The organism is Marinifaba aquimaris, assembly GCF_013328345.1.
Taxonomy (GTDB): domain Bacteria; phylum Pseudomonadota; class Gammaproteobacteria; order Enterobacterales; family Alteromonadaceae; genus Marinifaba; species Marinifaba aquimaris.
In genome coordinates this window covers 90,385-104,460 of sequence record NZ_JABULX010000013.1, presented here as the reverse complement: position 1 = coordinate 104,460, position 14,076 = coordinate 90,385, and the positions used below count along the sequence as shown (strand labels likewise).

General features: G+C 39.7%; 14 protein-coding genes and 1 pseudogene. 5 read left to right on the top strand and 10 right to left on the bottom strand.

The genetic code is table 11. From position 1 onward, the window contains the following. Nucleotides 1-29 precede the first annotated feature (29 nt). The 6 genes and pseudogenes from HR060_RS10100 to HR060_RS10075 form a co-directional block, all read right to left on the bottom strand. Nucleotides 30-416: pseudogene (locus HR060_RS10100) on the bottom strand (IS3 family transposase); the annotation flags it as partial. 108 nt (nucleotides 417-524) lie between these two features. Beyond that, the gene (locus HR060_RS10095; protein ID WP_174200174.1) at nucleotides 525-1,454 is read right to left on the bottom strand and encodes an SPFH domain-containing protein; all 930 of its coding nucleotides are present in this window, start codon (nucleotides 1,452-1,454) and stop codon (nucleotides 525-527) included. A 238-nt stretch (nucleotides 1,455-1,692) separates the two neighbouring features. Beyond that, nucleotides 1,693-2,640: a DUF4097 family beta strand repeat-containing protein gene (locus HR060_RS10090; RefSeq protein WP_174200173.1), complete on the bottom strand. Its 948-nt coding sequence runs from the start codon at nucleotides 2,638-2,640 to the stop codon at nucleotides 1,693-1,695. A gap of 14 nt (nucleotides 2,641-2,654) precedes the next feature. Further along, nucleotides 2,655-3,158 (bottom strand): hypothetical protein, encoded by a 504-nt coding sequence (locus tag HR060_RS10085; RefSeq protein WP_174200172.1) that lies wholly within the window; start codon nucleotides 3,156-3,158, stop codon nucleotides 2,655-2,657. After that, nucleotides 3,151-3,717 carry an RNA polymerase sigma factor gene (locus HR060_RS10080; RefSeq protein ID WP_174200171.1) on the bottom strand — a complete coding sequence of 189 codons (567 nt, stop codon included), beginning with the start codon at nucleotides 3,715-3,717 and terminating at the stop codon, nucleotides 3,151-3,153. Before HR060_RS10080 ends, HR060_RS10085 begins: the two co-directional genes overlap by 8 nt. Nucleotides 3,718-3,880: 163 nt before the next feature. Further along, nucleotides 3,881-6,661, bottom strand: coding sequence for a M16 family metallopeptidase (locus HR060_RS10075; RefSeq protein WP_174200170.1), 2,781 nt, complete (start codon nucleotides 6,659-6,661; stop codon nucleotides 3,881-3,883). A gap of 420 nt (nucleotides 6,662-7,081) precedes the next feature. Here HR060_RS10075 and HR060_RS10070 point away from each other — a divergent pair, with 420 nt between their 5' ends. Continuing rightward, nucleotides 7,082-7,786, top strand: coding sequence for a substrate-binding periplasmic protein (locus HR060_RS10070; protein WP_174200169.1), 705 nt, complete (start codon nucleotides 7,082-7,084; stop codon nucleotides 7,784-7,786). A 38-nt stretch (nucleotides 7,787-7,824) separates the two neighbouring features. Here HR060_RS10070 and HR060_RS10065 read toward each other — a convergent pair whose 3' ends face one another. Continuing rightward, nucleotides 7,825-8,241 (bottom strand): VOC family protein, encoded by a 417-nt coding sequence (locus HR060_RS10065; protein ID WP_174200168.1) that lies wholly within the window; start codon nucleotides 8,239-8,241, stop codon nucleotides 7,825-7,827. Nucleotides 8,242-8,421: 180 nt separating this feature from the next. Between HR060_RS10065 and soxR the strand changes: the two genes are divergently transcribed. Then, nucleotides 8,422-8,874: a redox-sensitive transcriptional activator SoxR gene (soxR, locus tag HR060_RS10060; RefSeq protein WP_174200167.1), complete on the top strand. Its 453-nt coding sequence runs from the start codon at nucleotides 8,422-8,424 to the stop codon at nucleotides 8,872-8,874. A gap of 76 nt (nucleotides 8,875-8,950) precedes the next feature. Here the strand turns inward: soxR and HR060_RS10055 are convergent, their stop codons facing one another. Continuing rightward, nucleotides 8,951-10,156, bottom strand: coding sequence for an MFS transporter (locus tag HR060_RS10055; RefSeq protein ID WP_174200166.1), 1,206 nt, complete (start codon nucleotides 10,154-10,156; stop codon nucleotides 8,951-8,953). Nucleotides 10,157-10,229: 73 nt separating this feature from the next. Here HR060_RS10055 and HR060_RS10050 point away from each other — a divergent pair, with 73 nt between their 5' ends. Both HR060_RS10050 and HR060_RS10045 read left to right on the top strand, forming a co-directional pair. Further along, a complete protein-coding gene (locus tag HR060_RS10050; RefSeq protein WP_174200165.1) occupies nucleotides 10,230-11,078 on the top strand; it encodes an AraC family transcriptional regulator in 849 nt (282 codons plus the stop codon). Nucleotides 11,079-11,196: 118 nt separating this feature from the next. Next, nucleotides 11,197-12,075, top strand: a complete 879-nt coding sequence (locus HR060_RS10045) for a M61 family metallopeptidase (RefSeq protein ID WP_174200164.1) — start codon at nucleotides 11,197-11,199, stop codon at nucleotides 12,073-12,075. On the opposite strand, the gene HR060_RS10040 is transcribed toward HR060_RS10045, so the two are convergent. Continuing rightward, nucleotides 12,072-12,485: a hypothetical protein gene (locus tag HR060_RS10040; protein WP_174200163.1), complete on the bottom strand. Its 414-nt coding sequence runs from the start codon at nucleotides 12,483-12,485 to the stop codon at nucleotides 12,072-12,074. The genes HR060_RS10045 and HR060_RS10040 overlap by 4 nt on opposite strands. A gap of 337 nt (nucleotides 12,486-12,822) precedes the next feature. Beyond that, complete coding sequence (locus HR060_RS10035) at nucleotides 12,823-13,107, bottom strand: hypothetical protein (RefSeq protein WP_174200162.1); 285 nt, start codon at nucleotides 13,105-13,107, stop codon at nucleotides 12,823-12,825. A 145-nt stretch (nucleotides 13,108-13,252) separates the two neighbouring features. Between HR060_RS10035 and HR060_RS10030 the strand changes: the two genes are divergently transcribed. After that, on the top strand, nucleotides 13,253-14,074 hold the full coding sequence (locus HR060_RS10030) for a DUF2797 domain-containing protein (RefSeq protein ID WP_174200161.1): 822 nt from the start codon (nucleotides 13,253-13,255) through the stop codon (nucleotides 14,072-14,074). Nucleotides 14,075-14,076: the final 2 nt, after the last annotated feature.

Genomic DNA, 14,076 nt, shown 5'->3' with positions numbered 1-14,076 from the left:
ACAAGCTCTACTGACAGATAGCTTGGTTATGTTTTTTTCTTCAATAACGCGTTGCGTTGCTTTTTTGTGATACGTACTCCGAAATCTTTATCAAGTACATCGACTATCGTTTCAAAGAATTGTGCTTTTATCTTGGTATCTTCTAGCTCTTTTTCGAGGGCTTTGATTTTTTGCTCAGGTGTTAAGTCATTGGGTTTAGACATAAGGGGAAGCTCATTCATATGATTGGGAGTACCTTTACTCCAATCTAGTTGACCATATCGGCGAAGCCAAGTTAAAACGGTTGAAGCACCTTGAATACCGTAGTGGTCTTGCGCTTGTTTGTAAGTACATTCGCCTTTTTCTACTTTATCAACGACGGATAATTTAAAGGCAAGTGAATAATCTTTTTGTGTACGCTTAGTTATTGGTTTCATTATCTTCTCCAAATTGAAGTTGGAAAAGTGTCAACCTTATTCAGGACGGGTCATAGGTACAAAAAAAGCCCGTATTCAAATACGGGCTTTTTTCTTTTTCGAGTTTGGTTACCGGCCTTTATTCGCTTTTTTAACCTGCTGCTCAAAGAGCGCCTGCTGTAAGCCCACCGTACCTAATGCTTCAACAGGCACGAAGACCTTATTATCACTTTGCGCCATTTTCTCGAGCACTTCTAAACCTCGATAAGCCAAATATTTATCATTTACTGATTTGGCAAGTATTTCATTCACTTCTCGCGTGCCCTCGGCTTTTTCTCGTTCAATGGCTCGCATCATCTTGGCTTGTTCAAGCTCGCGTTCTAGAATAATTTTTTGCTTTTCTAGCTGTGCGCGCTCTTGTTCTATTTCTTCACGCCTTTTTGCTGCATTTTCCTTAGCATTAGTGATCACAGTTGGAAACTGCACATCGGCCAAACCAAATCGCTTAATTGATAAAGCCGTACCATCTAATGCTTTGCTGACGGCTTGAAATAACTCTTGAGAAATACTTTCTCTAGAGCTCGCGACTTCATTAATTGAATAACGCGAGATAATTTGACGAACCACATCGCGGATAACAGGCTGAGCATAGGTGACGTAAACCGTTTCAAACGGAATCAAATCTTGATTCGGCGGAATACGATCGTAAATAGAGTCGATTTGCTCTTTGACAACCGACATCGTCATTCGGACGTCAAAAGACATATTGAGCTGATCTTTTGGCATAAACAATTGAAAACTTTCACGCATAGGTTTGTCAGAAACTTCTAACAATACCAAGGCATCACAATAAGCAATACAAGGGTCTAAACGAAACTTTGAAGGTTTAACCGTTTCTAATTTATAGCCATCTTTAGTGAGGATTTTTCCTACGTGAGCAGGTGGCACTTGAACTTTTTTACCTATGATAGAGCAGCCACCAAACGTCAAAACTAAAATCGCCATTAAAATTAACAAGGTATTTTTAATCCCATTGGAGGCTGAGTTTTTAAAGCGCATAAATATATCTTCCTAGTGTATTTTTATTCCTTTCAATATCTTAACGACTTATCACTGTGCCGAAAACTAAAAAGACGCAGTGCCAGATTAACCGCCAATAATTAGAGACAAGCAAGCGTTCAGCAGTAAAGCTCAGTTAAAAAAACAAGAAAACACCAAGGAAAAAGCGAATAAGTGAGGCGGGATAGTAAAAGACCAAGCCCAGAAGAGCTTGGTCTTAATAAGTGATATGTTGGTATTATTTAGACTTTAAATAAACATCACCACTGACAGAGTTTATCTCTAGGCGGGTATCCCCCTTGCCTGAAGTAAATTCTAAAATCTTGGGTTTTCTAGAGCCTTGACGAGAATGGCGGCTCACTTCATCAGCACTCAACTGATTGCTAATCGTGCCACCTTTATGGAGTACCACTTCAGCCTGAAAACCTTGTTCTGTTGGCAATTTCATAATGACGTCGGCATGAACACTATCGACTTCAATGTTAGCATTTTTCAAAAGCTCATCAACTTCTAAATCAACACCGCCATTAACCGTATTCACTTCAAATTTTGATAACGACTCTGCGATAACTTCAGCGTTTAAATTAACGCCTTCTAGTTCAATTCGGTTAATTGCCGTCTTAATTTCTACTTCACCGTTGATAGTATCAACCGTTAGCTGCTTGCCTTTTGAAGCCTTATCCATGATATCGCCATTAACGGTTTCATACTCGACAACCCCGCTTAAGTTGCGACCTATGATAGAGCCATTAACGGTATTTAAATCGATTTTGCCTTCGATATCTGTCGCTTCAATTGAACCGTTAACCGTTGCTACTTCAATTGAGCCTTGCATACTACTTAGGGCAACTTCTGTATTGGTGCCTTCAAATTCTAAATCTAAAGTATTAGGCACATAGAATGTGATGTTGGTGTCGCTATTAGAGCTCCAACCACTTTCTTTATTAATTTCAAAGACGACTTTACCGCCAAGGCGTTTAAAACGGTAATCTTTAACGCCATCATCTAACGTACCTTTTACTCTGACTTCGGCTTTATCCCAGCCGACTATTTTTACTTTGCCTTTTGGTACTTCAACTTCTACATCAGTTGGAATTCTTACTTCAAGAGTCTTATCAATGTCTTGACTGGCTAATGCTAACGGTGAAAAAGCAGCCAGCAACATGATCTTTTTAAAATTGTTCATTGTCTTCACCTGGTTTAAATTTGGTTAATTGGGTTTTGATGCGCTTTTTGAATCAGCACTAGCTGTTGTTTATAAATATTGGCTAACATGCGGATCAGAGCTGGGTTATTTGGATCTTTTTCCAATGCTTCTGTTACCGACAATTCAGCCTCAGCTAATTCACTCAGTTGTTGTTCCAAGTTACTAACCACTATGGGTTGGCTGCCAAATGACGCCAATAGCGCTTTTTTATCTTTAGCAAAATTATTGGCCATTAACTTAACAGGCTCTGTTACACCGAGTTGATGCTCAGACCAAGAGCTAAAGTAACTGACAACAAACAAGGCCAAAGCCACTGCTGTACCGACTGCTCCAAGTACATTCCAAATTGGTTTATGAACTTCAGAGTCTTGCTGCTTTTTAGTGATAGCTTGGTCAATACCTCGCCATAAATCACGTTTTGGCACCATAGTTTCAGGCATACTGTTTAATGATGTCTGAAGTGCTTTTTCAAAATTAGGGTCAGTTGAATTATTCATCAAATTGCCCTCCTGCTTGTTGCCACCATTGTTGCAATAACCCTTTTGCTCTGTGATATTGCGACTTAGAGCTACCGACGGCGATATTCAGCAATTGACCAACCTCTTCGTGTCGATAGCCTTCAACGGCTACCAAAACAAAAACCTGTCTTGCTCTTTCTGGCAACTTTAAAATTAATTTATCTAAACCGTTTAAGTCGTGTATTTCGACTAAACCCGCTTCTGTAATACCTTGATCTTCAGACTGCACTACTCGCTGCAACCAAGATTTTTGTTTACGTAAGTAACTAATACAAACTCGAACCGCCACAGTATGAAGCCAAGTTGAGAACTTCGATTGGTGGTCAAAACTATCTAACTTGTGCCATAAGTGAATAAACACTTCCTGACACGCATCTTCAGCCAAAGTTGTATTGGCCGTCAGTCGTAAACACAAGGCATAAACATGACCATGATGCTTTTGATAAACTTGAGAAAACGCAAAACGGTTACCCATTTGCGCTTGCAATATCAAGTTATCAGCCTGCTCTGGCAATGATTTGCTTGCTAAATTTTCCATATCCCTAATTTCATTATTGTAAAAATAGAACCCAAAAGGCTGAGTTCACTGTATTAGACGCAAACTGACTGCAAAAAGGTTTAAATCTTTTTCAAAAAAAAAGCTTATTGGCAACAGATACCAATAAGCCTTTGTTTAGATTTAGCTTTTTATAACTTTTAAGTTATTTTTCAGCCAGCTTTGCAAAATCACCAGCTTTGAAAAAGTTTGGCTTTTGACTTGCGATATATTGTTTAAAAGCGTTGTTAACTTGCGTTACGGTTAACGTTTTGACTTTTTCATCTTGCTCTTGATAGACAGACAAATCTTTATTCGCTTGTTTAGCTCCAATTAAAATGCCAGTCACCGCGGTATCTTCAGCCCAACGGCGTTTACGCGTATTAATAAAGCCTTCTACCGCCCTATCCACTTCATCTTGAGTAAAGCCATTCTCAACCACTTTTTGAATTTCTTGCTGATAAGCTTCAATCACTTTTTCCATATTCTCAGGCGCCGTAATGGCATAAGCGTAAAACAAACCTTGGTCTTGTAAGTCAGATACACTCATACCCGAACCAACACCATAGCTGTAACCCTCTTGAACGCGAATACGCTTACCAATACGAGAGGTAAAAGTATCACCGCCAAAAATAGAATTAGCAATCTTCAGAGCTAAATAGTCAGGATGAGAAGGCTGCATATCTAGGCGGTTCATCACCAACAATGACGCATTAGCTTTGTCTGGTGTTTCAGCACTGTGCACTTGACCTTGCGCCGATTTATAAGATGACGGCATATATTGATAGTCAGTGTCTTTACTGAATGATTTAAGTGCCGCCTGTAATTGTGAAGATACCTGTTCGGCATCAACATCACCCACAACAGCAATATAACCATTATTGATAGAAAAATGAGACTGGTATAACGCACTTAACTGCTCAGGTGTTACCGCTTTAACAGCTGCAATTTGTTGATCAAACGACAAGTAAGCGTGAGGGTGCCCTTCTGGGTAATCGTAAAGTGCTTTTTTATATAAATCAGATGTAATACTGTTTGGTTCAGTCTTAGCTTGCTCTAAAGATGAAATACTGGCGCGTTTAGCAATAGCCAACTCATTTTCAGGGAAAGTAGGACTCGCTAATAACGCTTCTACAAAGTTAATGGTTTCCGTTAAATTCGCTTTATCGGTTTGAATATTAACGGTGAACTCACCATCACCTGAACCTAAACTCACCGTGCTTTTCAAACTATCTAATTTATCGGCAATATCCGCCTTGCTGTAATTGGCATTGCCCGATTTAATTTGTCCGCCGACAAAATCAAATAAGGTTGATTTGCCCGCTAAATTAGCTGAATTACCAGCAGGAAATACCATGCTAATGTGAACAGCGTCACCGCGAAGCTTTTTCGGATAAGCCATAAATTGCGTGCCTTGCTGCCACGTTGACTCAACCAAACGCGCTTTGATGTTACTCACAGTGTTGTCATAAACTTCACCCGCAACAACAGCCGCTTTCCCTTTGTAATCTTTTAAGATTTCATCAAGCGACTCTGGACGTGGAATATCAGCTCGTACTGGAGTAGGAGTTGGAATAAAGCGCCCTAATGTACGGTTACTGCGAATTAAGTATTTATCAGCAACGGCTTGAACTTGTTCCACCGATACTTGCTCGATTAAATCGCGTAAATAGAACAAGTGACGGTAGTCGCCTTTGGCAATAAACTCAGATAACTCCATGCCAACATTTTGTACATTGCGCATCGCCATTTCTGTTTGTTTAGCAATAGCGGCTTTTGCACGCTTTACTTCTTGTTCTGTAATAGGTGTTTGCCCTATTTGTTCAGCTTGAGCGAGTAAAGCGTCTTCTAATTCAGCAGTGTTTTGCCCTTTTTCACCTTGTGCAATGAAGTAAAGCTGCGAACTATCTTTTAGTAAGAATGAAAACGCCATTGCACGAGTTGATATTCCTTTGTCGACGAGCTCTGTTTTTAAACGTCCACGAGAAGAGTCGGCTAAGATAGCTTCGAGAACACTTACCGCAGCGGCTTCAGTATGAAGACCAGACGGCATGTGATACATAAGCCCCACATAAGGAATTTCACCGGCTCGACGAATATTGACTTCTCGTTCACCGTCTTGAGTCGGTTCGACTGTATACAAAGGTTCAATCGGTGTGCTAGGTTGTTCGATGACGCCAAACTTTTCTTGGATCCAAGTTAATGTTTGTTCTTTATCAAAACGACCGGCAACGGTTAATACCGCATTATCTGGGCGATAATGCTTTTTATAGAAAGCTCTCAATTTAGGGAAAGGGAAATTCTCGACATCAGAACGCGCACCAATAGTCGACTTACCATAGTTGTGCCAAAGAAACCCAGTTGAAGCCATACGCTGTAATAAGATACGGATCGGGTTATTTTCACCGCGCTCCATTTCATTGCGAACAACCGTCATTTCACTTTTTAATTCTTCTTCGGTAAAGGTCGCGTTGATCATGCGATCCGCTTCCATGCCCAATGCCCACTCAAGTGATTCAGGGTTGTTCTCGAAAGATTCAAAATAGTTAGTTCTATCTAGCCAAGTCGTCGCATTGATACCCATGCCACGCTTTTTAAATTCTTCATCAACATTAGGGTAGTTACTTGAGCCTTTAAATAGCATGTGTTCAAGTAAATGCGCCATCCCCGTTTCGCCATACTCTTCATGTACAGAGCCCACGCGATAAGTGATGTTAACTAAGGTTTTAGGCTGAGCATCATCTTTGAATAATAAAACCTTCAAACCATTTTCAAGCATGTACTCTTCAATACCTTCAACAGTTCGAACATAAGTCAGCTCGGCTGGCTTGATTTGCTGATTAATAACTTGGGTAGGTGTTTGCCCTACGCCAGTACTTTGACAAGCCGTTAAACCAAGACATGCCACAGCAACTGCCGTTGCCAGTGAAGTTTTGATAAATTTCATAAACCCTCTGTTAACATCCTTTTGTGATGTAGTTGAACTGCTATTGATTACCAGCAGTCATTTAATTTTTTTGTATGGGTTGCGAAGCTAACATGTCAGCGCAAAAAAATCAGTTCAGACACCTAATAAAGCCCCACAACAAATTAAACTTTTCTTGACGATGAAGCGTAACTGAATATAACCAAAAGTTATCACCCTGAGTAAATCAGTTAAAAATTTTTATTATCAGTTACTGCAAAATAATTGTAATAAAACATGTTAACTAACAATGAACTGTATACTTTACAAACTATTCTGTGATTAAATTATCCAATACGAAGGACTTCAGTACGGTTAGTTGATACCTTTCGTTTATGTATCACAACATTTATCATCAAGTTTTTGACAAGGTTAGGTCGAAAATTTAGCCATGGATGCAGTATGACCAAAGTTTTATACATATTGAGTTTTTTATTTGTATTGTCGCAAGGCAAGGCCTTTGCACAAACACAAATCAAGTTCTCAATTGAAAACAATTGGCCTCCTTTTGCTAACTTCAGCGGCAAAAGCTTATCCAAAGATAAAGTGACTCAAGCTTTAAACTTAGTTGATTTACAATCTACGTTTATCATCGTCCCCAAATCTAAAGGCATCTACTTAGCCCGAACAGGTCAGGTCGATGCGGTTTTAAATTTAGAGAAAACACCTAATAACCAAAACGATTTTATTTTCGGTGAACAGCCGTTATTTGATGCAGAAGCCTCTTTTTTCTACCCTGCTGATTCAACATTAGATGCAAGAAACTTTGCTGATTTACCCGACGGTACACGCGTTGTTTTAGTCAAAGGCTACGACTATGGCGAAGATTACTACAAACACTCACATCGCTTTAAAGAAACCATTGTTGCTTCATTGTTTCAAAGCATAGATAACATTATTAGTAAAAAAGCGGATGTCGGCGTTATGCTCGATATCGAAGCGCAATATTATTTATCAAGAATGAAGCTACCTCCTCGCGTGATCAAAAAAGGCGAAGTGCACCATACTAAGAAAATTTACGCTGCATTTAGTAAACGTGTCAAACAGGCTCAAAAATGGGCAGATAAGCTAGATGAAGGTTTACAAAAAATAGAGCAAACCAATTAACGCTCTGCCACTCAGTATTTTTCTTAGTAAACGTCACATTAATAATTATTCCTTTGTTCGGCTAAATCTGAACTGTATTCGACAAACTCAACTTCATAGCCATTAGGGTCAATAAAGTACGCATTTTTTCGATACGGTGTTGGCTCTCCTACTTTATCAACCTCAACACCAATGGCAGCAAAACGCTTAATCAATAATGCGAGGTTAGCGGTTGTAAACGCGAAATGAGCTAAGCCTAAGTTATTAGTTTTAAGCTCACGGTTTTCTCCAAGGCCATTGTCATTAAACGCTAAGTACTGAAAATCATTACCAAAATGTAGCCATTTTCGTTCAGTACCGTACCAGTTTTGCTTCCCTTGGCCGCGAATGAACCAATTAGGCATAGCAGCTTGGTAAAAAGCCAGTGTTTTATTCATATCCTTAACAACTAAGTTAATGTGTTCGAATGTGATCATGAAATCTCCCTATTTGTTTTGCATTGCACGATTAAATAATTGAAAAACGTCCTGCCAAAACTGATTAGAATTTGCTGTCATTGGGTTACTCCTTAATAGTGAATGAAGTCAGCTTAAAACCTCAACCTAACTTGAGGTAAAGTACTTTTTTAAATAAACTGAAACTTTTTAGGAGCGTAAATGTTGGAAGATGCAAATTTAACCGTTGGCCAAGTAGCCAAACGCTGCGGAGTTAAAGTATCCACTTTGCACTACTACGAATCGATTGACCTTATTAGAAGCTGGCGTAATCAGGGCAATCAACGACGATACAAAAAAGAAGTGATCCGCCGAATATCTGTTATCAAAGCGGCGCAAAAAATGGGGGTTTCGCTAGAGAGTATTAAACATGCCTTTGCCAATCTGCCAAATAACCGCACACCAACCCAAGAAGATTGGCAACACCTAGCCAATCAATGGCAGGCCGAGTTAGTTGCTCGTATTCGCTACCTTGAAAAATTAAAAAACTCACTCACAGGTTGTATTGGTTGTGGCTGTTTATCAATGAAAAATTGTCCGATATACAACCAAGATGATCACGTTGCTGAAGAAGGTGATGGCGCTGTGTTTTTAGAGCGGGAGCTGAATAGGTGAAGTTAAAGTGTGAAAGAAAAGATCCACAGTTATTCGATAAAAAGGGTTTGAATCCAGTTCAAACCCTTTTTTTAAGTTACGACTTTGCTTTTTCTACCCCATCTTGAGTGTGACTATAGACGTGATTAGGGTCAATAAACTGGCTTAATATCAATGATGCGCAAGCTAAAGCCGCACCGGCATAAAATACCAATGAGTGTTCATATAACCAGATTAGGCCAAAGCTAGCAGGTATAACCACAGCAGCAATATGATTAATGCTAAAACTGACTCCCGCACTAGAAGCGATATCTTTTGGGTCGGCTATTTTTTGAAAATAGGTTTTAAGCGCAATCGCCATAGCAAAAAATACATGGTCAATGATATACAAAGCAGCAGCTAGGTTAGCCGATTCAACGATTGCATAACCAACAAATACGAATATCAAACCTATGTATTCTACGGTCAGCGCTGTGCGCTCGCCTACTCGTCCAATCCAAGCTCCAATTTTGGCAGCAAAGAACATGTTGATGATATGGTTAACCATATAGAGTAATGCAATTTGCTCAACTGAATAGCCAAACTTTTCAACCATCAAAAAACCAGCAAACACCACAAATATTTGTCTTCTTGCACCAGATAAAAAAGTGAGCGTGTAAAAAAGACTATAGCGCTTACGCAAAATTAATTTTTTATGTTGCTCATGCCCCACTTGAAACTGAGGCATAGCCATTGCCATATAAACCACAATAACAAAACCTATACCGCCAAATAACAAATACATGGTTTTATAATCGGCGGCAAAAAAGGAGAAACCTAGCCAAACGACGCCATAACACGTCAGTGAAGCAGCTGCTTTTACCGACATTAAACGGCCTAATTGTTGCGGTGCTTCAGATTTATTAAACCACTGTAAACTCAAAGACGTATTAAGTGTTTCGTAATAATGAAAGCCAATCGACATCAAAACTGTGGTGGCGAAAAGGCCATAAACACTAGGAAAGTAGCCAGTAATAGCAACGCCAATAGATAGTAAACACAATGAAATCAGTGCAAAGGTTTGTTCTTTTAATACCAGTAATACAAACACAGCAGTAAATGCCAGAAAACCAGGTATCTCACGTAGAGATTGCAACATACCAATTTCTGCACCAGTAAAGTTAGCCTGCTCAATTGTGAAGTTATTGAGCATTGCAAGCCAACCGGAAAAAGTCAGCGACATTACAATGCCCGCGAGAGCCAAAAATAAGAAAGGGCTAGGATGAAAAAGACGTTGGATTCGATTCCCTGTAGTACTCGACATACTGATGATTTCACTCTTTATTGTTAAGAGAATACAGTATAAAGTGCAGCTGATACGACTAATAGAGTCAATTATGACAAGTAATTTACCTAAACAGACATTAGATAGCAGTAATATCAGTTTGGCTCAAGAAAAAGGGCAAAGCTGGGAAGCGCGTGAACCTAGCCGAGAATATCAAACGTTACCCCGCCCAGTCGTCCCTTTGAGTAATGAATTTCCTGCCATGACGCAAATTAATAAGCATACTCACCCTTGGTCTCAACTGGCCTATTCAACGGAAGGCGTAATGCATATTGAAACGAGCTGTGGCTTATTTATCGTCCCGCCTGAACAAGCGCTTTGGTTACCTCCCAATATTGAACACCAGCATTTTTGTCGTCAACATGTTGCCTATCGCAGCTTGCACATCCAAGCAGAATTAGGTGCGTTTTTGGGCGAACAGGTACGCAGTTTAAGAGTTGAACCCTTGTTAAAACAACTGATCTTAACTATTACTAGTTGGCCCAAGCATTACCAGCAAACACCACAAACCGATAGATTAATCGCGGTCTTGTTAGACCAATTGGCGCTAGCCCCTGATAACGACCTATTTATGCCAACAATAAACGATAAAAGACTGTTGCCTATTATCGAAACACTGAGTGAACAACCTGCAAACAAACTCAGTTTAGAGCAATGGGCTGATAAAGTAGGTGCATCGAGCAGAACCCTTAACCGCTTGTTTAACCAATATTATGGAATGGGCTTTAGTCGCTGGAAGCAAAAGCTCAAGATACTCAAGTCACTCGACATGATTAATGCTCAACTCCCCCTAGCGGAGATTGCTTATCAACTCGGTTACGAATCGGCTTCATCTTTTGTCACCGCCTTTAAAAAACAGTTAAAAGTATCCCCAAAGAAGTACTTTAATCAGCATCATTAACCCTAGCGCCACCGAATATGAGCATGATAAAAATTCAGGTAATTAATCTAAAGAAAGCGATTGAAAATGAATAGAAAAACTCAGTACACCTTTCCTATTACCTGCACGATGAAGCCTGATGCAATACGTTACACTATGGGGTAAACAAAGGATTGAACAGATGATGATTCGCTTTTTGCTCTTTATTTTGAGCCTATACAGTTTTAACGGCCACTCAACCGAGCTTCAGCTAAAAATAGCTTACCCTGCTCCAAGTGTTGCCCAGCAAAAAGTAGTAAAAACCTGGATCAATCAAAGCTGGCAAGCTACTCAAGCAGTATTAGGCGATTTGCCACAAGCCAAATTACCTATCAATATAAAAATGCAGGCCGCCTCTGATTCACCTGTACCTTGGGGGCAAGTCAATCGTGCTATCAATACTGCGAATCCATTTGATGAAGTTGACTTACACGTTAGCCCATTAGCTAACCTCGCAAGCTTGTCTGCTGATTGGACGCTATATCACGAGCTCTCTCACCTTTACACCCCCTATTTTGATTATGCCTCATTTTGGTTAAGCGAAGGCTTTGCTAGCTACATGCAAAATATTATTATGTTAAGGGCCGGTATTTACGATAAAAGACAGTTTATTGTGAAACTACAAGCGGGTTTAGACAGAGGCCATCGTCAAGCGATAGCGCAACAAACTAAGTTAAGTGAAATTAGCGCAGATATGTGGCAACAAAATGCGTTTCAGCGCGTGCATTGGACAGGCGCCGCATTTTTTGTCGAAGTCGATTACCACTTACATCAAAAAGGGTTATCACTGGCGAAAGTGATGAAACGATACAACGCTTGCTGCAAAGTGGCGAAAACGTCGGGTTTTGAGTGGGTAAATAGCCTAACTCAAATGACGAACGATACTATTTTTGTCGATAAGTACCTGCAATACAAAGATAGTATTGCTTTCCCAATCAAGGCTAAGCCAAAAGTAGTTAAGCTAGCTCAAATGCTCTAACTGACGAGTGATTTAAAATAATCAAACAATTGGCGACGTTTTTGTTGCTGAATTTCGACAAACTTTGCCATTTGTTTTTCATCTAAAACCCCACTTGCTTGCATCGTCACTTCGCGATTAATCAGTGTGATTTGATTGTAAATATCACTCTTTTCACGCCAAGTGAGTTCAGGTTGTTTTGCGTCTCTGGTAAAAGCAATACCGTAGTCGGTCAATACATCAATTTTTTGTTTGATGCTATTTTTTAAAATAGGTGACATGGCTTTTGCTTGCTGTTCAGACAAGTTTAATTGCATTTCAACTCGAGCGATCTCAAGGTTAATGCCCTCACGGCTAATTACCGAAAAAGAGTTACTTGCGATAACGGTACTAGATAAGAGTAAAGATAAAATTATTATTTTTTTGAACACGACTGCTCCACCATTCAAAATTTACTGCGTTATAAAGTTTGTCGGCTGAAAATCAAAAATGTTCAATAAAAAATTATTAAATTTTAGTTAAGCTTGCAAAAAAAAACTGATTAATAAAATAAAAAAGGCACAGACTGTGCATTTTAACATTGGAATAAACAATTGGGGTATGGATTCAGATTTGAATTTCAAAACTATTTCTAGGCGGCCTAGACTCAGTTGCATCACTGATGCTTTCGTTTAATCCCTGTTGCTGATCGCTTCGATAACTTAAAGTTTCTAACCTGTCCGCACGCTGGGCTTGCTGCGCTAATTCAACGGCTTGTTGAAAGTCGGGTTAATTGTTTTCAACTTCTTGACCTGTACTTTGTTCAACATAAATTTCAGCAAGCTCTTGCTGTTGTTGAGCCGCTGAGACCCCTACGGCCAAAGAGCGTTTCGCTTCTTGTTGCTGAGCCTGATTTTGCTGAGCTTGTGCTACTTGCTCATCGACTTGATCTGCAACCTTATTGACATTTTCAGGTGTCGCTAACGTTTCGCCATTTTGCTCAGCTTTTTCGCCTGCGGTTTGCACAATTAGAGATGATAGCGGGATAGAACCCGCCCCTATTGCGTCTGTCATGCCCCTCTCCATAACTTTTTACAGCACTCTTAAGCATAGTTCAAAAAACAACTAGTGCGGTAAAATTCCATCAAACATCTATCCATTAAACTTTGATATAATCGCCATCAGCCTCAAAGAGGCATAAGACCACGAGAGAAAAAATATGATCGGCACTTTGCAAAAGATGCGTACCCACTTGGATGAAAACCAAGTGGCGCAGTATGTCTTACCTGTAGGTGAGCAAGAACTAAACTTAAATGAGTTAATCGGTAAAAAACTAGAACTGTCTTACACAGGTAATATTTACTGCTCAAGCTGCGGCGCCAAAACAAAAAAGAGCTACTCGCAGGGCCATTGTTTTGTCTGTATGCGAAAGCTAGCAAGTTGCGACATGTGCATTATGAAACCTGAGACCTGTCACTATGAGCAAGGTACCTGTCGTGAACCCAAATGGGGCGAAGAAAACTGTTATGCGCCACATTATGTATACTTATCAAACACTTCAGGCTTGAAAGTTGGCATCACCCGTCATACTCAAGTACCAACACGCTGGATAGACCAAGGCGCTACGCAAGGTTTAACTATTTTGAAAGTCGAATCACGCCATATTTCTGGCCGAGTAGAAGTTGAGTTAGCCAAACATATTGCTGATAAAACCCAGTGGCAAGCCATGTTAAAAGGCCATAATGATGACATTGATTTAAAAGCTAAAGCGGATGAATTATTGCCAACCGTTGAGCAAGTTATCAATGAAATATGTATGGAAAAAGGCGAATATGCCATTGAACGATTAGACGCAGATATTCAAAAAATTGATTACCCAATCGAAGAATTTCCAACTAAAGTAAAATCATTCAATTTTGATAAAGACCCACTCGTATCGGGTATTTTGAAAGGTATAAAAGGACAGTACTTAATCTTTGATAATGGCGTTATAAACATTCGTAAATTCGGTGCTTATGAAGTCATGGTTGAAGTGGAATAAAC

What these genes read in the sequence shown, in the direction of transcription:
- HR060_RS10095 (WP_174200174.1), bottom strand. Translation starts at nt 1,454, where the DNA reads ATGCGCTTTAAAAACTCAGCCTCCAATGGGATTAAAAATACCTTGTTA.
- HR060_RS10090 (WP_174200173.1), bottom strand. Translation starts at nt 2,640, where the DNA reads ATGAACAATTTTAAAAAGATCATGTTGCTGGCTGCTTTTTCACCGTTA.
- HR060_RS10085 (WP_174200172.1), bottom strand. Translation starts at nt 3,158, where the DNA reads ATGAATAATTCAACTGACCCTAATTTTGAAAAAGCACTTCAGACATCA.
- HR060_RS10080 (WP_174200171.1), bottom strand. Translation starts at nt 3,717, where the DNA reads ATGGAAAATTTAGCAAGCAAATCATTGCCAGAGCAGGCTGATAACTTG.
- HR060_RS10075 (WP_174200170.1), bottom strand. Translation starts at nt 6,661, where the DNA reads ATGAAATTTATCAAAACTTCACTGGCAACGGCAGTTGCTGTGGCATGT.
- HR060_RS10070 (WP_174200169.1), top strand. Translation starts at nt 7,082, where the DNA reads ATGACCAAAGTTTTATACATATTGAGTTTTTTATTTGTATTGTCGCAA.
- HR060_RS10065 (WP_174200168.1), bottom strand. Translation starts at nt 8,241, where the DNA reads ATGATCACATTCGAACACATTAACTTAGTTGTTAAGGATATGAATAAA.
- soxR (WP_174200167.1), top strand. Translation starts at nt 8,422, where the DNA reads ATGTTGGAAGATGCAAATTTAACCGTTGGCCAAGTAGCCAAACGCTGC.
- HR060_RS10055 (WP_174200166.1), bottom strand. Translation starts at nt 10,156, where the DNA reads ATGTCGAGTACTACAGGGAATCGAATCCAACGTCTTTTTCATCCTAGC.
- HR060_RS10050 (WP_174200165.1), top strand. Translation starts at nt 10,230, where the DNA reads ATGACAAGTAATTTACCTAAACAGACATTAGATAGCAGTAATATCAGT.
- HR060_RS10045 (WP_174200164.1), top strand. Translation starts at nt 11,197, where the DNA reads ATGCAATACGTTACACTATGGGGTAAACAAAGGATTGAACAGATGATG.
- HR060_RS10035 (WP_174200162.1), bottom strand. Translation starts at nt 13,107, where the DNA reads ATGACAGACGCAATAGGGGCGGGTTCTATCCCGCTATCATCTCTAATT.
- HR060_RS10030 (WP_174200161.1), top strand. Translation starts at nt 13,253, where the DNA reads ATGATCGGCACTTTGCAAAAGATGCGTACCCACTTGGATGAAAACCAA.